We start from the raw sequence: 21933 nt of genomic DNA on the forward strand, positions 1-21933 counted from the left end.
GGACCTCCTACCCGTGATGACTGTCACCGATCTCACCCTCACCGAGAAAACTTCGCTCCTCAGCGGAGGTGGATTCTGGAGCACGCAGCCTATACCGCGTGTGGGCATACCAGCCATCACCATCAGCGACGGACCTCACGGCGTGAGGCTCCAACGGGGCAACGGTGACCACCTCGCCCTGTCCGCTAGTGAACGAGCAACCTGCTTCCCTCCGGCCGTCGCCCTCGGATCCTCCTGGGACCCGTCACTGGCGGAGCGGGTTGGAGTAGCGCTCGGGATAGAGTCCGCCTCACTGGGAGTTCATGTCCTGCTGGGGCCTGGCATCAACATCAAGCGTTCACCGCTCTGCGGGCGCAACTTCGAGTACCTTTCCGAGGATCCCATTCTCTCAGGAGTGCTCGGCACCGCGATCGTTCGCGGAATCCAGTCGCAGGGAGTCGGCGCATCGCTGAAGCATTTCGCCGTGAACAATCAGGAGACCGATCGGCTGCGCGTCTCGAGCGATGTCGATCAGCGCACTCTGAGGGAGATCTATCTCCGCGCCTTCGAGCGGGTGGTAAAAGATGCACAACCGTGGACAATCATGGCGTCCTACAACCGAATCAACGGCGTCTACGCCTCTGAGAACCGCTGGCTGCTGACAGATCTGCTGCGGGGCGAATGGGGATTCGACGGTCTGGTGCTCTCGGATTGGGGGGCGGTCAGCGATCGTGTCGCGGGAGCCCACGCCGGCCTCGACCTGGAGATGCCCGCAAGCGGAGGCAGGACTGATGCTCAGATCGCTGCCGCAGTCGTCAACGGGTCACTCCCCGAGTCACAGCTGGAGACCTTGGCCGCACGAGTGTTGGAACTCATCCAACGCGCGACGGACGGCACACCCAGGGCAGCGACCTACGACTCCGAGGCCCACCACAGGCTCGCCCGCGAAGCTGCATCACGAAGCCTGGTGCTTCTCAAGAATAGCGGTGGACTCCTCCCCATCGCCCGCGAGACCAAGATCGCCGTCATTGGAGAATTCGCCCGCACGCCCCGCTTCCAGGGTGGTGGATCCTCGCAGGTCAATCCGACCAGAATAGATTGTGCACTCGAAGAAATTCGCGCTAGGTCCACTGCAGAGGTAGCCTTCCGCCCTGGCTTCACGCTCGACGGCTCCGGCGACGAGAGAACCTTGCGAGCCGAAGCCGTCGCCACGGCCAAAGCAGCAGAAGTCGCACTGCTTTTCATCGGAATCCCAGAGACCGAGGAATCCGAGGGATTCGATCGCACCCACCTCGACCTCCCACAAGTGCAGCTGGACCTTATCAAGGCCGTCGTCGAGGCGAACCCGGCCACCGTCGTCCTACTTTCCAACGGAGGGGTAGTAACAATCCCGTTCGCAACCGAAGTGCCCGCGATCCTCGAAGGCTGGCTGCTCGGCCAGGGCGGTGGGGCTGCCACAGCCGACGTCCTCTACGGAATCGTCAACCCATCGGGCCGCCTCGCTGAAACAATCCCCCTCAGGGTTGAAGACAACCCCTCCTATGGAAACTTTCCCGGCGAGCTGCATCACGTGCTCTACGGAGAAGGTGGTCTCGTCGGCTACCGCGGATACGATGCTCGCGCACTCGACGTCGCATACCCGTTCGGCCACGGCCTGTCCTATACGACCTTCGAGTACAGCGACGTCACCGTCAATGAACAGGAGGGCGGTGACCTCCTCGTCACCGTGCAGGTCACCAATACGGGCACCGCGTCCGGACGCGAGGTTGTACAGGTCTACACATCCTTCGCCAACTCAGCGGTGATCCGGGCTCCGCGTGAACTCAAGGGGTTCGCGACGGTAGAGCTTGAACCCGGTCAAACCCATCTGACCTCTGTCGTTTTGCGGCGTACCGAACTCGCCTACTGGGACACCCGCATCGATGGGTGGATTCTTGAGTCGGGAACATACCTGATCGAGGTTGGTGCCTCGAGCCGAGATATCCGGACAGTCACCAAGATCGACCTCTCAGGAGAGGCAGTGACGCTTGAGCTCTCCATGGAGTCCGGCTCGGATGAAGTCCTCGCGGATCCGATCGCCGGTCCCTTGTTCCGCGAGGCGCTGATCAGAAACGGGATGGAGGTTGATGAACAGGCAATGCGAGTGCTCGGAATGTTTCCCATCGGCCGTGTTGACGGGTTCCCACTGCCGTACAGTGAGGCCGCCCGCATACTTGACCAGGCCCGGCCCTCGTCGTGATTTTTTGCTTGCGATGGGAGCTCGGCCCGATGGATGTACCGCCGCCCCGCTCTCTAAGCGAACCTGGTCGATAAAGCGTTCCGCGAGTGGAGTGAGCGCCGGCATGTCGCAAAGTTCGAATTTGGGTCTCCCAAGCTTCCTTCGGGCCCGTCCGTGCCATGCTTGGCCCGATTCACAACTTCACGAGCGTGGAGCTTAGTAACTCAGAACGTGCGAGTGCCGAACCCTGTCCCGGGCGAGCCGATTTGCGGCCCGGCCAGGGCCAGCAGCATCCCTCCAAGAGGTGCACCGCGTTGTATCAGTGCCGTTGGCGGGGCTGTAGGAGCGCGTGTGCCTCGTGTGTTTCTAGGGCTGGCACAGGAAGTTCGGAAAGCCTCGACGTCGACGTATTCAGTCCGTCCAAAACGATCCATAGGTAGCGGAGGTGCAGCCGGTCGGCGTCACCGCGCCCTTCGGGCAGCGTCCCGTCCTGGACGGCGCCCGAAATATCGGTGAGAGCAATCTGGAGAAATATCAGATCCGTGCCCGTAACATCCCCGCGGAGGCATCCGGCCTCACGTGCCCGTGCAGCAATCTGGTCAACCAAAGGAGCAAGCCGATCTCGCTGCCGGTCATAGTGCTCGGGCCATGTGCGCCCTGCAAGCATCTGCGCCATTCCACGGTCGACAGCCTGTGCGGCCAGAGACTTTTCAAGGTAAAGCACCAGCCCTCCCCACGGGTCCGACACTGCGAGGGCTTCTTGCAGGATCGCCTCCAATTCGTCCACCTGCTGGTGCCAAATAGCCTCGATCAGAGCCTCCTTGTTGGCGAAGCGTCTGTAGGCGGTACCCACGCCGACCCCTGCTTGGTGGGCTACGTCGTTGAGTGTGGCAGCCAGGCCGCGTCGCGCAAACAGTTCGCGGCCCGCGGCGATGAGGAGATCGCGATTGCGTGCGGCGTCCTTTCGCAAAGTTCGATCTGTCATGCTCTAAGACTAGTACAAGTGGATGCAAGATATCCGATTAGCTGCTAAAGTGATGTAAATGGATACTACTTATCCACTTCATTTGGTATCAAAGGACCGTAGATGAGGATCCGCGGTTCAGCGAAGGGATCCCCCTGCTTCAGCAGCCGCCGTAGCGTCGACGAGTGTTACGGCATTCCCGCGCCCTCAACCTGCCCACCGTGTAGCTTCTCTGTCCCTGAAAGGACGCACCTTTATGCCCACTATTCATGCTCCGATTGATGTAGCGACGGGAGAGATCACCGCCGATGACGCAAGCCGGAAGCGGCTACCTTTCATCGTGTGGATGCTCGGCGTTGTCACGTTCGTCATGGGCACAACAGAAATGATCATCGCCGGCCTTCTGTCACAGGTGGCTTCCTCTCTCAATGTAACGATCGCCCAGGCGGGGCTGCTCATCTCTGTTTACGCACTGGGAATGGTGATCGGAACGCCCATCATGTCGATCGCCACACTGCGCCTTCCCCGCAAAGCAACGCTCATCATGGCGCTTCTTTTGTTCGCGGTTGCCCATGTCGTGGCCGCTTCCACCGAAGATTTTGCCGTGGTGCTCATTGCCCGCTTCGTCGCAGCGATAGCCACGGGGACGTTCTGGGCTATAGGCGCAGTTGTTGCAGCAGCAGCCGCAGGTCCTGAGGCCGGAGCGAAAGCGATGGGAATTATGGTTGGCGGCGTCACCCTCGCAACAGTCCTTGGCGTGCCGATCGGTACCGCCGCTGGACAGCTCTTTGGCTGGCAGGGTCCATTCTGGGGTCTAGCCGTCCTCGCAGCGGGCTGCGCAGCCCTCGTATGGAAGGTGCTCCCCGGAAGTAAAGTCACGGACGGGAAGGCCAACCTTCGCGCTGAGTTCCGTCGCGTACGCAACACCCGACTCTGGGTCATCTACATCGCAACCGCACTCATCCAAGCCGCTTTCCTCGGCGTCTACAGCTATATCGCTCCGCAGTTGACCGAACGTGCTGGCATGGCAGAGGCCATCGTACCCCTCGTCATGATTGCCTACGGTGTGGGCGCCCTGGCTGGCACCACCGTCGGCGGCCGATTCGGTGACCGCCGCCCGTATAGTGTGGTCGGTACCGCAGTAGCGGGTCTCATCGTCACCATGGCCGTGCTCCTGCTCTGGGGCAGCGACCCCATCATCGCGGTCCTGTTCTTCACCCTTATGGGCTTGTTCGGATTCGCGACAGCCCCGGTCCTCGTTTCTGAAGCGCTCCAGACTGCTGGACCGGACGGGGTGCTCCCGATCGCATTGAGCAACTCATTCTTCAACATCGGCATCGCCGTTGGCTCCGGGCTTGGCGGCGTCGCGATCGCGTCTTCCTTGGCCGAACAGGGCGTACCAGCCATCGGCCTGATTCTGACGATCGCCGCCGCAGTGCCTTGCATCGGACTCGGCCTCACCGCCAAAAAGGCCAAAAGAGCCCAAGAGCGGTCATAGCCTGACGGACAAGCAACGGCGAAGACTCTCCAGGTACTGAGTCCCGAGACCGGGGCTCGGTCCACAGAAACGAAGGAAAAATTGAACGAGACAATCACACTCAATAACGGCGTAACAATGCCAGTCCTCGGTCTCGGCGTTTTCCAGAGCGCCCCCGAAGAAACGGCGGCCTCAGTCGCAACCGCCCTGAACGCCGGCTACCGGCACATCGACACCGCGGCGGGGTACGGAAACGAACGCGAGGTCGGTGAGGGCATCCGTCTGTCCGGCGTTGACCAGGACGATGTTTTCATCGAGACCAAGGTCTGGGTCAGCGACTACGGCCATGCCGAGACGCTTCACGCGTTCGAGAAGAGCTCCCGGAAACTCGGCCTCGACAGAATCGATCTGCTGATCCTGCATCAGCCGATGCCGCAGCATTTCGAGCGCACGCTCGAGGCGTACCGCGCGCTGGAGCAACTCCTCGCATACGGAAAGGTGCGGTCCATCGGAGTCAGCAACTTCATGCCGCGCCACTTGGCAGCGCTGCGCGAGAAGACGGAGATCATCCCGGCTGTGAACCAGGTTGAGCTGCATCCGTACTTCTCACAGCCCGACGTGCAACGCACCAATGCCGAGCTCGGCATCCTTACCCAAGCGTGGTCCCCGATCGGCGGTATCACCTTCTACCCGGGCTGGGGCGAGGGAAGGAGGAATGTGCTCCAAGACCCTGCCGTTGCAGAAATCGCAAACCGCAACAGCAAGTCCCCCGCGCAAGTCCTGCTCCGCTGGCACCTGCAGCGGGGCCGTTCTGTGATCCCAAAGTCCACAAACGCGTCGCGCATCGTCGAGAATTTCAATGTTTTCGACTTCACCCTTACGGAGCACGAACTCGGCCGCTTGGACTCTCTGAACACCGGCGCACGCGGAGGACCGGACCCCGACGCGATCGACCCCTCCAGCTGGGGCCTCGAAATCCCAGAGGCCTAGCCGAACCAGCACCAACGACCAATGAAGGACCGCAAACCCTTGTCGAACCACATCCCCAACATCACACTCAACAACGGCATCGAAATGCCGGTCGTCGGCTACGGCGTCTACCTCATTCCGCCGGCCGAAACAGAGAAAGCGGTACTCGACGCCCTGGAGGCCGGATACAGGTCCTTCGACACCGCCGCCGGATATCAAAACGAAGAAGCGGTCGGGCGAGCCATCGCAACGAGTGGCATCCCGCGCAGCGAACTATTTGTTACCACGAAACTCTGGATTCAGGACGCCGGCGAGAAGAACACTGCCCTGGCCTACGAACGGTCTCTCCGCATGCTCCACCTGGACTACGTGGATCTATACCTCATACATCAGCCCTTCGGCGACTACTACGGCGCGTGGCGGGCAATGGAGGACATCTACCGAAGCGGTCGCGCCCGTGCCATCGGGGTCTCAAACTTCTACCCGGACCGACTTATCGACCTTATCGACCACAACGACATCGTGCCGGCTGTGAACCAGATCGAGACGCACCCCTATTTCCAGCGCGGTATCGACCAGCAGGTCATGTCCGACCGAGGTGTACGGCTCGAGTCCTGGGGTCCCCTTGGCCAAGGCCAGCACGACCTCGTCAACGACCCCACCCTCACCGCCATCGCCGCCGATCACGACAAGACGGTACCCCAGGTGATACTGCACTGGCTGATTCAGCGCGGCATCATCGTCATCCCAAAGTCCCTCAATCCAGAACGGATGCGGCAGAACATCGACGTATTCGATTTCGAACTCTCAGAGAACGAGATGGCGCGCATCGCAACCCTCGACACCGGAGCCACCGCCGTGTTCGACCACCGCGATCCAGCCAGCGTCACAATGCTCGGCAACACTCGCCTCACCTGACTGGCCTCATCAGTCGGCTGTGTCGGGCGTCGTAAGTGTTAGCGAGGTAGACATCGCAGAGTGCGTGGTGCGCTACTCTGTTGGCAACGCTTCCCAGCACGCGGCTGACGCCGCGCATCCGTCGGTTGCCGACAACGGTGATGCGGGCTCCGTCTGAACGGCCTGGTTGATGAACACATCTGCGGGCCGGCCGCGAACTGCAAAGTGAGTTACCTCAACTGCACGCCCGAGGGACTCCGCGGTCTTTTTTGCTGTCCCGCTGCCGTCAACTCCAACAACTACGGTTACGCCCATTTGCATCTACGCATAACTCTAGTAATTTGCGGCACAGTCATCGGACAAGCCAAAGATCGTCGGTTATGGGCGGACTACCAATCCTCGTGCGCTCGACCGGCCATCTGAAAAGTATTAAGTCTTGGAACACGGTCGTAGCCATTCTGCAACCGCCAACCGATTTGTCGTTGGCTTGGGCCCCGATCGGTACGTCCGGGGACCAATCTCCGGCTTCCATTGTTAGCGTTTCCATCCCCGATTGAGAAAGGCCCTCAACACGGCGCCGCGGTGGAGGTCCGAAAAGACCCCCACCGCGACCCATCACATCTGTTCGAGGGCCACCTGACGGCGCCGTTCCAGAGTCTCGCGAACTCGCGCAACATCACGGGGATAGCAGAAGTACAACGCTGTAATTACTGTGGCGTTGACAAGCATGAGGATGACGAGCACCCACAAGAAGACTGCCTGGATGCCAACCGTAGCGGCCAGCGCGCCGGCGCCGAGAGACATCGCGGCCCAGGTAATTGTCTCAAAAACAGTGAGGAAGATCGCGAACGCTTGATTCCGTAGTTCCGGGGGGACGATGGCGGCAACGATCGGCCGGTTGACCGGCGGGTTAAGAGCCTGGGCGAAGCCCATGAGTGCCCAGAATATGCCGTAGACGACAATGGTGTCGTACCGAAGTTGAGTGGCGAAGAACGCGACGACGGCAAAGAGGATTTGCGCACCCTGAAGGAATGCGATTCGTCCCTTGTCCGGCATGGTCCTATCCAGGAGGGTCACCAGCCAACCGCCGCCAAGGCTTCCGGCGAAGAATCCGAGACCGAAGGGAACCATAACAATAGCGGCCACGACATTGGTGAATCCTCGCTCCATGACGAGGAACTGGATGCCGAACACCGTGATTAGTAGGTGCCCCGACAGGAGGCGGTAGAGCATCATGAGAGAGAAGGAACGGATCCTGAACATCGACAGCACGGATCGCAAAGTGGCCTTGGGAATGACGCTATCGCGGCTTGAGAGGTCTGCCAGCTCCTTTTCGGAGGCCCCCACACCGGGGTCCTTGAGCAGCAGAGCTACGACGAATCCTGCTGCTATGCAAATACCACCGACGGTCCACATTCCCATGCGCCAGCCGTCCGAAAGGCCCGTGAAAAGCGCTATGAGCGGTGCAATGACAGAACTTATGAGGCTGACGAAGCCGTAAAAGTAACCGCACGCTTTGGCTCGCTGGGAGTCGTCAAAAGAGTCGGCGATAATGGCGTTGGCGATCGGGCTGCCCCCGATGATGGAAGCGGACATAAGCGTGTTGAAGATAAGTAGCTGGATGAAATCCTGTGAGAATCCGGCGGCGATTCCGAACGCGCCGCCGACCATGGTCGTGGCGACGAGTGCGTTGCGGCGTCCGATGCGTCCTGCCAGCCAGGCCCACGCGGGTCCGGCAGGGACCGCCACGAGCTTGCCGAGGGCAGCGAGGAGCCCCAGGTGGCTGCTTTGCAGCTTCATAGCCGCAGCGATAGTGGGGAAAAGAGTGGCGCTGAGCCCGGATTCGGTGTTATCGACGATGGTGACGCCCGTGAGCGTCGCTAGGTTCCGCCAACGGTGGGGAACAGCACGGGCTTGGGTGCCACCCTCTGTTGCGCCGGATTTGGTGGTTTGGATTGTCACGATATGTTCCTGTCTACATTGGCAGGTAAGTGCAGGGTGGGTCGGGTAGGCGGCTAGGGGGTGAGGCCTGGCATGCCGGTAAGTGCTGGGCTGGACGGGGATGGTGCCCAGAACAACCTTCAGAGCTGTAGCGGGCGCCCACGCCTCACATTGGCTGCTGTTCCGGAATGGTCGATCCTGGCGCTTCCGGTATTCGTATTTACGAAACCTTGTTCGGCATAATGTTTCCACTGACGTTGGCCTTGTGTCAAGGGTCACTGTCGGGGACGACCAAACACTGGGACCGGTCCGGATGGCTTATCACCTGCGCATCGTGGTCTCCAGGGTCCGCCCGCCCCCTTCGGCGCCACCACTCCCCAGGCCGGCCCTCAAGAACCGGGGACAGCTACGCGGCGACGCCTCTATCCACCACGCCGTCGATGACCACTCCCGCTACGTCTGCTCAGCGATCTTCGCCGATAAGAGGCCACGTACCGACAGAGGCCGGCGTCAGTCGTAAACGAACCCTGCCCCTACCGATTCGGAGATTTTGCCGGCGAACAAAACTGCGCCGCAAACCTACGCGCGCAGGAGCCCCTCACGCACTGCAATGCAGAGGCTCCGCCCGCATCTGTGGAAACGAAATGTTGACCACAAGAATACCGAGCGCCGTCAGAGTGGAGTTACAGCACGCCAAGACATGACCCAACCGTTCGTACCAAGCAATTGGCCCGAGATCAACAAGTGCCTTTTTCGTCCCCACAGATGCAAGGCAAGCCTCGCCACGCTTACGATCGTTGACGCCTGCTTCAGCTCAATGCGGATAGCGGGGCGGACCACCGCCACGGGCGTTAAGGGCCGCAACAGAGAGCAAAAAGAGTCCGAAGTACCGCAGTTGACCACATCTCTCATTCACGTTACCGTACCTTCGTACGTGATTCCGAATGTTTATGGATTGGATACCGCACTCGATGAAGCATGCACTTTCGTCTGAAACGACCCCCACCCGCGTATCGCCGAAGATGATCCGCATGGCCACGCTGGGCGCCAGCGTGGGAAGTACCGTCGAGTTTTATGACATCGCAATTTATGCTTATCTCGCCCCCATCATCGGGCGTATCTTTTTTGCGACCACGGACCCAGTCGTAGCCCTCCTAAGTTCATTCGCCGTTTTCGGCGCCGCCTTTGTTGTGCGTCCCCTTGGGGGGCTCTTCTTCGGGTCGTTGGGAGACAGGCTCGGACGACAAAAGACCCTGGCCGCAGTCATTCTCCTGATTTCAGCAGCAACGTTTGCCATCGGGGTCTTGCCTACCTACGAGGCCCTGGGCATCGCCGCCCCGATAGCACTGGTCATTTTGCGCTTGGTGCAGGGCTTTTCGGCCGGCGGAGAGGTCGGTGGGGCAACGGCTTTCGTGGCTGAATATGCTCCCCCGCATCGCCGCGGCTTCTTGGTCAGTCTTGTAGAACTCGGAGCAATGGGCGGGTTTCTGCTCGGCTCTGTTGCCGTCTTGATTCTAAATCTTTCCCTGACGCAACAGCAGATCTTTGAGTGGGGCTGGCGAGTCCCATTCCTAATTGCGGGTCCGCTGGGCATTGTCGGACTTCTCATACGAAACAGGCTGGAAGAGAGCCCGGAATTCATGGCTCTGAAAACGTCGGGCTCCGTACTGAAACAACCACTGCGGACCACGATCACCCTCCACTGGAGGTCCGTCTTGGTGGTAGCAGCCTTTGCGCTCTTTCAAAACGTTGCTGTCTATATTGTCCTCACATTCATCTCAACCTACCTTTCAAGCACATTGAAGTTTGATATCCAGGTCTCTTCTTTCTCTTCCGCCTTGACTTTGGTTGCCGTCTGCGTCGTCGTTCCACTTAGTGGCGCCCTTTCAGACAAGGTGGGACGCAAACGCGTTCTTACGTGGTCCTGCGGGACAGCCGCAATTTTGACTTATCCACTTTTTGCTCTTATGTCCATCGGCAGTTCGCTTCTCGCAGTAACGGCGCACATTGTTCTTGGCTTGATCTTGGGAGTATTCTTGGGCCCCGTCCTAGTAGCCATGAGTGAGATGTTTTCAACGGCGGTTCGATATGGAGGCATGTCGCTCGGTTACAACCTTTCCGTCTCAATCTTTGGAGGAACGGCGCCCTTCATCGTGACGCTACTGATTGCGACAACTGGCAACAACCTCGCTCCAAGCTTTTACGTCATCGCCGCATCGCTGGTCACTCTGGCAGTTGTTGCAGTTAGCAAGGAAACGGCACCACGGATGCCAAACGGAACGAGCTAAGTAAGTCAGAGGGTCTACGAGGTCTGGATGGCGCCACCCCCTTACCGGTGTCGAGAGCAATGATTTCCGTCCACACGCTCGAGGAAAGTTCGCAAATGCGATCGCGGTTCGCCGACTCGGGATGACTGATCCCCCAAAGTGGATCCCTCAGCGTTACAACACCGACGAGCGACGTCCCAACGGGCCAACCCGCAGGGTATCAATCGGCACCCTGCGACGGTCTCGCTCTGTCCTGGGCCTTGGTCACCACTAACTGAGGCCCCGTTCGATTGCTGGTTTAGCAACACCACAGCCCAGCCCGATCCGCACCCGCATGGCCGCCCACTTCGCCAAGGCTGGCATGCAACCCTGTCGACTGCGGCTGCCGCCTTTTCGGCCACAGGGGACACGGAGCATACCCGACGCTCGGCCGAAAGTTCCAAATGGACAACTGACATCCACTTAGTGCTAAACTTAGCGGATATTCAATATCCACTAAGTGACTTGTTAGGTTCATGACTTCTACAGCTTCCACCGCTACCACCACAACATCGCCAAAACCTGCCTGGGGTGCAATTTGGTCCATTGCCATCGTCATTGCCGCTCTCAGTGCCTCCGAGTTGCTGCCTGCCAGCCTGCTAACGCCGATGGCTTCTTCCCTGAACGTCAGCGAAGGCTTGATCGGGCAATCGGTTACTGCAACAGCAATTTTGGCCGTCGCGACGAGCCTTCTGGTTGCTCCGCTGTCGCGCAGGTACAACCGCCGTCCATTGCTCCTGATCTTCGGTGGTGCGCTGATCGCGTCTAATCTTGTCGTCGCCATCGCTCCGAATGCCACAATCATGCTCTCTGCCCGACTGGTACTCGGCATCACTCTCGGCGGAGTATGGGGCCTCGCCGCATCCTTGGCCCTGCGCCTTGTCCCCTCTACGAGTGTGCCAAGGGCGCTGTCGATCATCTTCGGCGGTTCAACTGTCGCAGCGATCGCTGCTGCTCCACTGGGAGCCCTTTTTGGCGACGTCGTTGGATGGCGCGCTGTATTTGCCGGCGTTGCTGTTGTGTGCGCGGCGGCTGTTGCCTTCCAATACTTCGTACTTCCGTCGATGGCCCCGTTGGGCGGATCCCGAAAGGTAGAGGTGAAGGCCGTCCTCCTACTTCCGGGATTGATCCCCGGAATGGCCGCCGTCCTCCTGTTCTGGGGCGGCGCCTATAGTTTCAACACTTACATTCGCCCATATCTGGAGGGCGTTTCAGGCGTGAACTCCAGCGAGTTGTCAGTGGTCCTTCTTTGCTTTGGTGTTGCCAGTTTTGTCGGAACACTCCTCGCAGCGCCCCTTATGCAGTGGAATCTTCGCCTGGTGCTACCAATCACCGCAGCCGCACAGGCCGTACTCCTACTTGCCCTGTTGCTGCTTGGTCAGTCCTGGATTGCCGCAGCAGCCTTGATCGCTTCCTGGGGTCTGTTCGTGGGAATGGCAGGAGTGGGTTGGTCCACTTGGGTCGCCCGATCGTACCCGGAGCATGCTGAGTCCACAGGCGGCCTGCTGGTGGCCGCAATCCAGGTCGCGATGATGTCCGGCGCGTTGTTCGGTGGGGCCCTGATTGACGGAATCAACCCTGCCGCTCCCCTTCTCGCTGCGACCATCATCCTCGCGGGCGCGGCCTTCTACACAGGGCTGATCATGCGCCCACATCGAAAAGATCCAAAGCACAGCTGAATGGAAGGATGTGCGGGTGGGGCAAAATGCAGTAAAGATCCGCTATCAAGGAGGCCCCAGAGGCCACATCGTCGTAGTAGGGGCATCGCTCGGAGGACTCCTAGCGTCTCTTGTTCTGTCTCGGTCTGGTTTCACCGTGACCCTTTTGGAAAAAGAAGGCCCGCACCTGCGTACAGGGGGCGCACTCATGATTGAGGACGCTCTGATCGAAAGGGTTACCGGCTGGGATACATCCGACGAGGCACTCAGAATCCCAGCATCCCTGCCAGGGGGCGGCCAAGCATGGGAGACTGTCCACAGGTCGCTTAGAGCAACAGTGGAACGTGACAACCGAATTAGCGCTATCGACAACACGCTTGTCGTTGGGATCGACCAAAACACCAATCAGGCTTGGGTGACCTCCGATGCGGGTGAAGTTTTCACCGGAGACTTCGTCGTAGGCGCCGACGGCCATCGCAGCGTGGTGCGGCGCGCCATCGCTCCCGACCACCAGGACGCCGGCTTTGCCCAATATGTGATCTGGCTGGGCATGGTAGACGAAGCGTCCCTACCAGCAAAACTCCGGGGAAATCCAGAGTTCGACGGTGGTGCGTTCCTCAGCAACGAGAACAGCGTCTTGTTTGGTTACGCCATGCGCGGCAGGCGTGGCGGTGGAACACATGGCCATCGCCGGATTGGCTGGGCACTCTATGACAATTCGCACAATGCTTTTCTGCGCGACAACGGCCATGTGCGCAATGACGTGGTGCACCATTCCGTCCGACCCGACGACATCTCCGCTGAGCTGTATGTGGAGCTCGCAGAAATGGTTCAATCACAGTGGCCATCGCCGTGGCGGGAACTCATTGCGTTCTGCATTACCCGTCAGGAAATTACGGGAACTCCGATAGCTGAGTACCTACCCACAACTTTGGTCAACGGCCGCCTAGCAATCATCGGAGATGCCGCACACGTTCATACCCCGATGACCGGTCAGGGGTTCGGATCCGCCCTGACCGATGCAGAAGCACTCGCACAAGCGCTCACCGGCATGACGACGCTACCGGACACCCTCCGAGCATACGAAGATTTACGCCTACGCAAAGTACAAGGACTGGTCCGATCTGGACAGGACTTCAGCCGAAGGTTTGCCCGCACGCAAAAGTGATAGCTCTCTCTAGCAACAATCCCATGGTTTAAAGTATCTCCGGAGACGTACACCAGATGAATGGGTATGCGTCAGAGCCGGAGGCTCTTGGGCCCTAAACTATTGCCAGCTTCGAGCCGGTCAGCACGCATTAACTGCGCGACTAAGCCGACGCGGCGGATGAAGATTCGCGACGACGGCGACCGGTCGAAGCCGGGTTACCCTCAGCGCCAGAGACCCACTAGGGGGCACCCTTAATCGAAGATGAACAGCGCAGACACTGATGACCGGACGGCCAGCGCACTCCCGCCGCTGTCAAGTCTGCCTGCTGTCCTTCCCAGTACTGGTAAAGCATGACCGAACAACGCGCCAGGCTTGCCGCAACTGTCCACGCGTATAAAAATTCGTTCTAAGGCTGCGCGGCGAAAGAGGTAATTACTGGGCGAGTGCCCAGCAAGCAAGTTCGTGGTCCTCAGAGGATTCCAGTCCAGAGACAGCAATAACTCCGACCAGAGAGCCCCGCACAAAAATGGGGACAGCGCCCCCGGCCAAGGCATAGTCTGCGGGCGACACCCCAAACCAAGTGTAGAAATCCAGCCCTAAGTCGCCGAACTTCTTATGAGCTTCAATTGAGGAGCACTCAAATCGACGAACCGAGTTGGCCTTGCGCTCAATCCATGCATCATTGTCGGCACTCGTGCCTTCATTCGCACAGTGGAAAATCCGCTGCTCCCCCAACCAGATGCCTATGGTCACCGGCAGCTTCTCATCAATGCATCGTTGAACGAGGGTTACACCAATACGCCAGGCGTCTCTAAGAGTGAAAGAGTCAAATGATGTACGCATATTTATTGCCTTTCTCTTTTCTTTTATTCCTTGAAATTCGGAGCGGTTAGCCGGCCCGCATTTGCCCAAAGAATGCTTCCTCGATAACGTTCGGAGATAGAACGTGCTCCGTGACCATCCGGCTTGTCCCGAGGATGGCCGCAAGCGGGCCTGCTTTACTAAGTCCAATGCGGAGTTGGGAAGTGGCAAGTGCAGGAGATCTCTGATAAACAACCTCGCGTATGCCCGCAATCAAATGCCCCCCGGACTGGCCGATGCTTCCCCCAACCACGACCATGGAGGGGTTGAGAAGATTAATGGCCGAAGCAACGACGTCGCCAATATCTCTTCCAGCTTGTCGCAAGGCCTGTATGGCCCACCGATTTCCGCTGGCTGCCGCCAGGAGGACATCATGTCCTTCTTCTACGTTCTGCCCTTGTTCCCTGAGTAAACGAGCAATGTTCGGGCCGGAGGCAAGCGCCTCCAAGCATCCGTAGTTGCCGCACATACACTGAACAGAATCACCGCGAGGCACCCTCACGTGGCCTATGTCCCCTGCGGTCCCATTGGCGCCACGCTGGAGCTGCCCGCTGCTGATGATGCCTGATCCGATGCCAGTGGCGACCTTAATGAACAGCAAATCCTTAAGCTCTGGCCAGTGGGCCGCACGCTCCCCTATGGCCATCATGTTCACGTCGTTATCTACCAATACCGGCAGGGACTGATCCATGGATTCGCGGACGTACCGAGCCACGTTGAAACCATCCCAACCCGGCATGATTGGGGGCCTCACAGGGGTACCACTTCCGTGTTCCACTGGACCCGGAAGTCCGATCCCTACTCCAGCCACCTCCTTGACATCGCGTTGTACGACCGCCAACAACCCCCTACCTCGGGCTACCACCTCTGCGAGGACAACTTCAGGGCCGTCCGCTACATTCTGTTCCCAGCGGCACTCGGCAATCACTCTTCCGCTGAGGTCCGTCACAGCGGCGGTCACATGAGTGGCCCCGACATCGACCGCGACTACGACGCGCGCCGACGGAATGAACGCATAACGAGTGGGCGGTCGCCCACCGCTGGACGCCGCGTCCCCGGCCGGCCCGACCAGCCCTGACCTCATGAGCGTCTCGATTCGTGAGGCAACCGCGGAGCGGCCCAGACCGGACGAGATAACGAGTTCGGCCCGGGTACGGGCTTTCCCGTCTCGAAGCACCTGGAAAAGGTCTCCTGTACGGTAGGCGGCGCCCAGCCCGGCGTCTCTCGGTAGTGACGCACTCAAATCCGATGTCATGTGCACCAGAGATAGCAGCTCGAACTTCATTCTGTCACAAAAATAGAAGTCTGATCTGTCACATGCATCTTTTGCTTGACCTTCGACAAAAGTTAGGTCAGTATTCTCATTTAGGGATGATGGTTCGTTAATTCGGACGCGACGTAGTGATCTCCGCATCGCTTCACCCCGGCCTAAAGACTCATTCCACTAGCTGCAAGTCGCTCTTTCACTACTCAACGTTGAGCCCAGCCCCCGCTGTCCCGAGGTGGGCGGCCTTGAAAGGAATCATCATGAACGTTCAGACCACTGGCAAAAAAGCCTTCTCCCGCCGCGGCTTCCTCGGCCTGACCGCGACGGCAGCTTCAGTGCCGTTGCTGGCCGCCTGCGGCGGCGGTTCAGCCACCCAGGGCGGAGGGGGCGGCGCCGGCGGGACCGTAAAGTTCTGGGATATGCCGTGGGGCACACCCGCCTATAACGACACTGCGAAAACCCTGGCCGAAGGCTTTTCCGGCGCGAACAACGCCAAGGCCAACTACCAGATCATCCAGTGGAACAACTTCTACCAGACGTTCTCCTCGGCCGTGGCGTCCAAGACCGGCCCGGCCGTTTCCACCGGTGGCGGCTTCCAGGCCTTTCAGTTCGAGCAGCAGGGCCAGATCGCGTACGCGGACAAAGTCATTGAGAAGCTGAAGGCCAATGGACAGTTCGACGATTTCCTCCCCGGCGTGGTCGAGCCCTTCAAAACCGCCAAAGGCTACGTCGCTGTTCCCTGGATGTTGGACGTCCGCCCGCTTTGGTACCGCAAGTCCCTGTTTGACAAGGCAGGCGTCGCGGTTCCGACCGACTGGGCATCTTTGCTTGAGGCCGGCAAGAAGATGAAGGGCATCGGAGCCACTGGTTTCGCCACGGGCGCTGGTTCCGGAAACAATATGGGCAACCACCTGATGATCATGATGATGCTCAACAACGGTGGCGGCGTCTTCAACAAGGACGGCGAGTTGGACGTCATGAATGACCGTAACGTCGAAGCTGTCGAGTTCATGCTCGAACTCGTTTCGAATGGTGTCATCGACCCTGCTGCTGTCAGCTACACCCAAGACAATCTTGACTCTCAATGGAAGGGAGGCAAAGCCGCCTTCGGTATGTACGCCTTGGGTGTTCCGGAACGCGTGGGTGACACGTCCGGTGACCTTCTGGTTGCGAGCCCCATCGCGGGTCCACACGGCGACAAGGCAGCCCTGGTCTTTCCAAACAACATCATGATGTACACCAACACCCCATCGCAGGAAGCCTCGGAAGAGTTCGTGGTCTACTACTTGGGCAAGCTCAAGGAACTCTGGCAGAAGAAACTTATGAACGCACTGCCCGTGTTCAAGTCCATCACAGAAACACCCGAGTTTTCCGGCAATGCCAACAACGTCAAGATCGTCAATGAATACATTCCTATCGCCAAGACCTTCGCTGCGCAGGGCACAGCACTCAGTGCAGACCTGGCCGTTTTGGACGGCGGCCAAGCACTAAGCCAGTTCGCACAGACTGTCCTGACCGGCAAGTCCGATGCGAAGTCCGCACTGCAGGCCTTTGAGACCGGCCTCAAGTCCGTCCTGAAGAAGTAAGCACCCGGTGATGTCCTCTACTACAGCACCGTCCGGCCTGGCCCGGGCCCGCAAGGGGCTTGCCCCTGGCGGGCCCGGGGGCGGGACCCAAAACCGCAAAAGCAAGCTCTCCGCGCAGGCCTCCAGGACGTTTTTCTGGCTCCTGCTCCCCTCCGTGTTCTTGCTCGTTCTGATCCACGGCTACCCGCTCTTCCAAGCCGGAATCCAGGCCACACACGATGGCAACCTGATCCAAACAGGTGACTTCGTCGGCGTCGAGAACTTCCAGCAAGTCCTCTCCTCACCCGCCTTCTGGAAAGCCGCCCAGTTCACCTTGCTGTTCACCATCGTCGGTGTTTTCGGATCCTGGGCCGTGGGCCTGGGCCTGGCACTGCTCCTCCGCACCAAAATCCCGGCAGGGGGAACCTTCAAGGTCCTGCTCCTCCTGCCCTGGGTGGTCCCCATCGTGGTCTCCTCCACCGCCTGGAACTGGCTGGTGGCAACCCCTGACAGCCTGATCCCCTCGATCTTCCGTGGCCTCGGCCTGGGAACCCCCCTATTCCTGGCAGACCCCACCCTGGCGACGGTCATGGTGATTGTTTTCAAAGTCTGGGGGTCGTTCCCCTTCATGATGATGATGATCTCCGCGGCCCTGGCATCCGTTGACACCACCGTCTACGAAGCCGCCAACATGGACGGCGCCTCCAAGTGGCAGCAGTTCACGCAAATCACCCTGCCGCTGATCGCCCGTTCCACCTACATCTCCTGGATCCTCATGACGATCTTCTGCGTCAACGACTTCCCCACCATCTACCTGCTCACCGGCGGCGGACCCGTCGACGCCACCACCTCCCTGGTGGTCCTGGCCTACCGCACGGTCTTCCAGGACTTCGCCACCGGCCCCGGCGTCGCTATCGCCTTCCTCATGACCATGACCCTGGTAGTCATCTCCGTCATCCTGTACCGCCAGATCCGAAAGTCGAGCGTCGAATAATGAGCGCAGCACTCCACGCCCACCCCGAATCCGGACCCGCCCTCGGCATCACCACCACCGGCAAAACCCGCCGCACCCTCTCCGAAGCCGGCATGCGCGGACGCTGGTGGCGGTTCGCCCTGATCCTAGCCATCACCGTGATCGTCCTGGTCCCCATCATGGTCACCGTCATCCTGGCCCTGACCCCCGGCCCCAACAGCACCACCACCGGGCTGACCTTCGAGAATATCACCGGCGTCTTCACAAAAACTCTCGCTGGCATCTGGCTGCAGAACAGCCTGGTCACCACGCTCTCCACCGTGGTGGTCTCCGTCGCCGTCGCCGCACCCGCCGGCTACGTCCTCTCGCGCGGCCGCTCCAAAGCAGTCTCCGGCTACTCCCTGCTGCTGTTCGTCATGCAGTCACTGCCCATCATCACCTCGGTGGTCCCGCTGTTCATCCTCTTCGCCGCCATGGGACTGGTGGACAACCTCATGGGCATCACCATCATCTACGTCGGCTCCACCATGACCGTGGCCACCTGGATGATGGCCGCCTACTTCGACTCCATCCCCATCAGCCTCGAAGAAGCTTCCTGGATCGATGGCTGCTCAGTGTTCGGATCCTTCACCAAAGTGGTCCTCAGGAACTCACTGCCGGGCATCCTCTCCACCGCCATCTTCGCCTTCCTCCTGGCCTGGAACGACTACCTGGTAGCCATCGTGTTCCTCCGCTCCAACGAAATCTTCACCCTCCCCATGGGCGTCCAATCCTTCTTCCAACAAAACCTCACCGACTGGACATCCGTGATGGCCCTCGCCGTGATCATGATGCTCCCGCCCATCATCGTCTTCGCCACCCTGAACAAATACTTCAGCGTCGGCGGAATCGGCGGATCCCTCGCAGGCCGCTAGGCGGCATTCGAAGCCCTACCTCAACATCAGGAATGCTCCGTTCGCAAGCTCAAACGTAGTAGCGCCACATTCTGCCAAGTCCTTTCCTGGGTCTATCAACGAAAGAGGATCGATGCCTTACTCACTCCAGCTGTACACCCTCCGCAATGCCATCCAGGAGGACCTGCCTGGAACCATCAAGAAGGTGGCCGAGATCGGTTTTACCCAGGTTGAGCCGTACAACTTCGTGGCCACCGCCAAAGAGCTCGGTGCGGCTTTGAAGGAGAACGGACTGACCGCTCCTTCCGGCCACGCGCCGCTCCTGTCCCAGGATCAGGATGCGATCTTCGCCGCCGCCAAGGAACTGGGCATCACCACGGTCATTGATCCGTTCCTTCCCGCGGAGCACTGGCAGGACGCCGAAACCATCCAGGCCACGGCCGCCAAACTCAACGCTGCAGCGAAGAAGGGTGCTGAGTACGGCATCCGTGTGGGTTACCACAACCATGCATGGGAGCTGGAGTCCACCATCGAGGGGAAGACCGCCCTGGAATACTTCGAAGGACTGCTGGATCCCGAACTTGTCCTCGAAGTGGACACCTACTGGGTTGCCGTTGGTGGGCAAGACCCCGTGGAACTCCTGGCTCGCCTCGGTGACCGCGTGAAGCTCATCCACATCAAGGACGGCCCGGGGAACACCGATACCAAGGCTCAGCAGCCCGCCGGCCAGGGCACCATCCCCGTGCTGGATGTCATCGCAGCTGCCAAGTCCCTGGAGGTTGGCGTGGTGGAATTCGACGACTACTCCGGAGACATCTTCGAAGGCATCACCGAAAGCCTGAACTACCTCACCGCCGCGGCCAGCGCAGAGGCAGCAGAAGGAGCCAAGGCATGAGCTTCGCACCCTCCACCCGCAAAGGCCCCGTCGGCGTCGCCGTCATCGGCGCAGGCAACATCAGCAAGCAGTACCTGGACAACCTCACGGTCTTCCCTGACCTGAAGGTCCTGGTGATCGCCGACCTCTTCGTCGACGCCGCCGAAGCACGCGCCAAGGAATACGGAATCGCCGAGTTCGGTGCGCCCGAGCTGGCACTGAACCATCCCGACGTCGAAATCATCGTGAACCTGACCATCCCGGCAGCACACGTGGAGGTTGCCACGGCCGCGGTCAACGCGGGCAAGCACGTCTGGACGGAGAAGCCCTTCTCGCTTGACCGAGAGTCCGGGCTGGGCCTGCTCAAGGCCGCGGATGCCGCCGGCATCCGCCTCGGCACCGCCCCGGACACGTTCCTGGGCGCAGGGTTGCAGACGGCGCGCCGGATCATCGAGCGTGGCGACATCGGCACCCCGCTGACCGGCATGACCACGTTCCAGACCCCCGGCCCCGAGTCCTGGCACCCGAACCCGGCGTTCTTGTTCCAGCATGGCGCCGGCCCGCTCTTCGACATGGGCCCGTACTACCTGACCGCGCTGATTCAGACCTTCGGATCGGTCCGTAAGGTGGCCGCCGTCGGCTCCTCCGCCAAGGCCACCCGCGTGATCGGTTCCGGGCCCAAGGCAGGCGAGGAATTCGCCGTCGAGGTTCCCACGCATGTGTCCGCGATGGCGCAGTTCGAGGGCGGGCAGTCCAGCCACAGCGTGTTCTCCTTCGAATCGCCGCGCCTGCGGATGGGCTTCGTCGAAATCACGGGCTCGGAGGCTACGCTGTCCCTGCCGGATCCGAACTATTTCGACGGCGACCTGAAGCTCTGGCGTCCGGGCGCGGAAGAACCGGAGATCATCCCTGCCACCGGTCCGGCCAACGGCCGCGGCCTGGGTGTGCTGGACATGGCCCGCGCTTTGCGTGCCGGCACCGCACATCGGGCCACGGGCGATCTCGCTTACCACGTGCTGGACAGCATGGTCTCGATCGCTGAATCCGTGGAATCGGGCTCGTTCGTGGATGTCATCAGCAACGCCCCTGCTTCGGCTGCGGTCCCTGAGGACTGGGCACCCGAAACAGCCACTCTCTAAGAAATAGCGAGGAACAAGAACATGACCACCCCCGCCCACCCATCCGACCACCCTTCCCAGACGCGTCAACCACTGGGCGTGGCCGCCATTGGCTACGCCTTCATGGGTAAGGCCCACTCGAATGCGTGGCGGAACGTGGCCAGCTTCTTCGACGTCCCGGCCTTCGAGCAGAAAGTGCTCGTGGGCCGGGACGCCACCCAAGTGGCAGAGGCCGCAGCCAAGTACGGCTGGGCCGAGTCCGCCACCGACTGGCGTTCCGTGATTGAACGGGACGACATCCACATCATCGATATCTGCGCCCCAGGCTGGATGCACGCCGAAATCGCCATCGCCGCCCTCGAGGCGGGCAAGCACGTGCTCGTGGAGAAGCCACTCGCGAACACGTTAGCCGAAGCGGAGTTGATGACAGCGGCTGCTGCCAAGGCGCGCACCCGCGGCGTCCAATCCATGATCGGTTTCAACTACCGCCGGGTCCCCGCCCTCGCACTGGCCCGGGAACTCATTGCAGAAGGCCGGCTCGGCACCATCCGCCACGTCCGCGCCGCGTACCTGCAGGACTGGCTCTCCGACGCCGAGTCCCCCATGACCTGGCGCCTCCGTAAGGAAACGGCCGGTTCCGGCGCGCTGGGCGACATCGCTTCCCACGCCATCGACCAAGTCCTCTTCCTCCTGGGTGACGCCGTCACCGAGGTCTCCGGCCGCCTGCACACCTTCGTGGACCGCCGCCCCGGCGCTAATGGTCCGGAAGATGTCACGGTCGACGACGCCGCTTGGGCCACGCTGACCCTCGCCTCCGGAGCAA

18 protein-coding genes are annotated in these 21933 nt (G+C 60.3%); 13 read left to right on the forward strand and 5 right to left on the reverse strand.

What is annotated here, in order from left to right; translation table 11 throughout:
- Positions 1 to 16 precede the first annotated feature (16 nt).
- The gene (locus RQH14_RS19270) at positions 17 to 2218 is read left to right on the forward strand and encodes a glycoside hydrolase family 3 C-terminal domain-containing protein (protein WP_311214738.1); all 2202 of its coding nucleotides are present in this window, start codon (positions 17 to 19) and stop codon (positions 2216 to 2218) included.
- 298 nt (positions 2219 to 2516) lie between these two features.
- Here the strand turns inward: RQH14_RS19270 and RQH14_RS19275 are convergent, their stop codons facing one another.
- Entirely contained in the window at positions 2517 to 3182 is a 666-nt protein-coding gene (locus RQH14_RS19275; RefSeq protein WP_311214739.1) for a TetR family transcriptional regulator, read from the reverse strand.
- A 235-nt stretch (positions 3183 to 3417) separates the two neighbouring features.
- On the opposite strand from RQH14_RS19275, the gene RQH14_RS19280 reads away from it, so the two are divergent.
- From RQH14_RS19280 to RQH14_RS19290, 3 genes are all read left to right on the forward strand, one after another.
- Entirely contained in the window at positions 3418 to 4659 is a 1242-nt protein-coding gene (locus RQH14_RS19280) for an MFS transporter (protein ID WP_311214740.1), read from the forward strand.
- A gap of 117 nt (positions 4660 to 4776) precedes the next feature.
- Positions 4777 to 5628 carry an aldo/keto reductase gene (locus RQH14_RS19285; protein ID WP_311214741.1) on the forward strand — a complete coding sequence of 284 codons (852 nt, stop codon included), beginning with the start codon at positions 4777 to 4779 and terminating at the stop codon, positions 5626 to 5628.
- Positions 5629 to 5649: 21 nt separating this feature from the next.
- Positions 5650 to 6525 (forward strand): aldo/keto reductase, encoded by an 876-nt coding sequence (locus RQH14_RS19290; RefSeq protein ID WP_311214742.1) that lies wholly within the window; start codon positions 5650 to 5652, stop codon positions 6523 to 6525.
- Here RQH14_RS19290 and RQH14_RS19295 read toward each other — a convergent pair.
- Both RQH14_RS19295 and RQH14_RS19300 read right to left on the reverse strand, forming a co-directional pair.
- A complete protein-coding gene (locus RQH14_RS19295; RefSeq protein ID WP_311214743.1) occupies positions 6518 to 6643 on the reverse strand; it encodes a hypothetical protein in 126 nt (41 codons plus the stop codon). The genes RQH14_RS19290 and RQH14_RS19295 overlap by 8 nt on opposite strands.
- Positions 6644 to 7119: 476 nt before the next feature.
- Positions 7120 to 8466: an MFS transporter gene (locus tag RQH14_RS19300; protein ID WP_311214744.1), complete on the reverse strand. Its 1347-nt coding sequence runs from the start codon at positions 8464 to 8466 to the stop codon at positions 7120 to 7122.
- Between the two features lie 950 nt (positions 8467 to 9416).
- On the opposite strand from RQH14_RS19300, the gene RQH14_RS19305 reads away from it, so the two are divergent.
- The 3 genes from RQH14_RS19305 (at position 9417) to RQH14_RS19315 (ending at position 13577) form a co-directional block, all read left to right on the forward strand.
- A complete protein-coding gene (locus RQH14_RS19305; protein WP_311214745.1) occupies positions 9417 to 10733 on the forward strand; it encodes an MFS transporter in 1317 nt (438 codons plus the stop codon).
- Positions 10734 to 11227: 494 nt separating this feature from the next.
- A complete protein-coding gene (locus RQH14_RS19310; RefSeq protein ID WP_311214746.1) occupies positions 11228 to 12430 on the forward strand; it encodes an MFS transporter in 1203 nt (400 codons plus the stop codon).
- Between the two features lie 136 nt (positions 12431 to 12566).
- Positions 12567 to 13577: an FAD-dependent monooxygenase gene (locus tag RQH14_RS19315; RefSeq protein ID WP_311214747.1), complete on the forward strand. Its 1011-nt coding sequence runs from the start codon at positions 12567 to 12569 to the stop codon at positions 13575 to 13577.
- 414 nt (positions 13578 to 13991) lie between these two features.
- On the opposite strand, the gene RQH14_RS19320 is transcribed toward RQH14_RS19315, so the two are convergent.
- Both RQH14_RS19320 and RQH14_RS19325 read right to left on the reverse strand, forming a co-directional pair.
- Complete coding sequence (locus RQH14_RS19320) at positions 13992 to 14402, reverse strand: heme-binding protein (RefSeq protein ID WP_311214748.1); 411 nt, start codon at positions 14400 to 14402, stop codon at positions 13992 to 13994.
- A 46-nt stretch (positions 14403 to 14448) separates the two neighbouring features.
- Positions 14449 to 15675, reverse strand: coding sequence for an ROK family protein (locus RQH14_RS19325; RefSeq protein WP_311214756.1), 1227 nt, complete (start codon positions 15673 to 15675; stop codon positions 14449 to 14451).
- 272 nt (positions 15676 to 15947) lie between these two features.
- Here RQH14_RS19325 and RQH14_RS19330 point away from each other — a divergent pair, with 272 nt between their 5' ends.
- From RQH14_RS19330 to RQH14_RS19355, 6 genes are all read left to right on the forward strand, one after another.
- Entirely contained in the window at positions 15948 to 17273 is a 1326-nt protein-coding gene (locus tag RQH14_RS19330; RefSeq protein WP_311214749.1) for an extracellular solute-binding protein, read from the forward strand.
- A gap of 10 nt (positions 17274 to 17283) precedes the next feature.
- Positions 17284 to 18246 (forward strand): sugar ABC transporter permease, encoded by a 963-nt coding sequence (locus tag RQH14_RS19335; protein ID WP_311214750.1) that lies wholly within the window; start codon positions 17284 to 17286, stop codon positions 18244 to 18246.
- Positions 18246 to 19139 carry a carbohydrate ABC transporter permease gene (locus RQH14_RS19340; RefSeq protein ID WP_311214751.1) on the forward strand — a complete coding sequence of 298 codons (894 nt, stop codon included), beginning with the start codon at positions 18246 to 18248 and terminating at the stop codon, positions 19137 to 19139. Before RQH14_RS19335 ends, RQH14_RS19340 begins: the two co-directional genes overlap by 1 nt.
- A 112-nt stretch (positions 19140 to 19251) precedes the next feature.
- The gene (locus RQH14_RS19345; RefSeq protein WP_311214752.1) at positions 19252 to 20013 is read left to right on the forward strand and encodes a sugar phosphate isomerase/epimerase; all 762 of its coding nucleotides are present in this window, start codon (positions 19252 to 19254) and stop codon (positions 20011 to 20013) included.
- On the forward strand, positions 20010 to 21131 hold the full coding sequence (locus RQH14_RS19350; RefSeq protein WP_311214753.1) for a Gfo/Idh/MocA family oxidoreductase: 1122 nt from the start codon (positions 20010 to 20012) through the stop codon (positions 21129 to 21131). The genes RQH14_RS19345 and RQH14_RS19350 overlap by 4 nt, the downstream gene beginning before the upstream one ends.
- A 21-nt stretch (positions 21132 to 21152) precedes the next feature.
- On the forward strand, positions 21153 to 21933 hold a 781-nt coding region (locus RQH14_RS19355; RefSeq protein ID WP_311214754.1), incomplete at its 3' end, for a Gfo/Idh/MocA family oxidoreductase.

Origin of the sequence: Arthrobacter sp. WCS2018Hpa-7 (assembly GCF_031843805.1) — a bacterium.
Lineage (GTDB): Bacteria > Actinomycetota > Actinomycetes > Actinomycetales > Micrococcaceae > Arthrobacter.

Bases quoted from the DNA above. Each gene is read 5' to 3' on its own strand.
- RQH14_RS19340 (WP_311214751.1), top strand. From the start codon at position 18,246: ATGAGCGCAGCACTCCACGCCCACCCCGAATCCGGACCCGCCCTCGGC.
- RQH14_RS19270 (WP_311214738.1), top strand. From the start codon at position 17: ATGACTGTCACCGATCTCACCCTCACCGAGAAAACTTCGCTCCTCAGC.
- RQH14_RS19335 (WP_311214750.1), top strand. From the start codon at position 17,284: ATGTCCTCTACTACAGCACCGTCCGGCCTGGCCCGGGCCCGCAAGGGG.
- RQH14_RS19320 (WP_311214748.1), bottom strand. From the start codon at position 14,402: ATGCGTACATCATTTGACTCTTTCACTCTTAGAGACGCCTGGCGTATT.
- RQH14_RS19275 (WP_311214739.1), bottom strand. From the start codon at position 3,182: ATGACAGATCGAACTTTGCGAAAGGACGCCGCACGCAATCGCGATCTC.
- RQH14_RS19305 (WP_311214745.1), top strand. From the start codon at position 9,417: ATGAAGCATGCACTTTCGTCTGAAACGACCCCCACCCGCGTATCGCCG.
- RQH14_RS19280 (WP_311214740.1), top strand. From the start codon at position 3,418: ATGCCCACTATTCATGCTCCGATTGATGTAGCGACGGGAGAGATCACC.
- RQH14_RS19295 (WP_311214743.1), bottom strand. From the start codon at position 6,643: ATGCGCGGCGTCAGCCGCGTGCTGGGAAGCGTTGCCAACAGAGTAGCG.
- RQH14_RS19345 (WP_311214752.1), top strand. From the start codon at position 19,252: ATGCCTTACTCACTCCAGCTGTACACCCTCCGCAATGCCATCCAGGAG.
- RQH14_RS19350 (WP_311214753.1), top strand. From the start codon at position 20,010: ATGAGCTTCGCACCCTCCACCCGCAAAGGCCCCGTCGGCGTCGCCGTC.
- RQH14_RS19310 (WP_311214746.1), top strand. From the start codon at position 11,228: ATGACTTCTACAGCTTCCACCGCTACCACCACAACATCGCCAAAACCT.
- RQH14_RS19285 (WP_311214741.1), top strand. From the start codon at position 4,777: ATGCCAGTCCTCGGTCTCGGCGTTTTCCAGAGCGCCCCCGAAGAAACG.
- RQH14_RS19325 (WP_311214756.1), bottom strand. From the start codon at position 15,675: ATGACATCGGATTTGAGTGCGTCACTACCGAGAGACGCCGGGCTGGGC.
- RQH14_RS19330 (WP_311214749.1), top strand. From the start codon at position 15,948: ATGAACGTTCAGACCACTGGCAAAAAAGCCTTCTCCCGCCGCGGCTTC.
- RQH14_RS19290 (WP_311214742.1), top strand. From the start codon at position 5,650: ATGAAGGACCGCAAACCCTTGTCGAACCACATCCCCAACATCACACTC.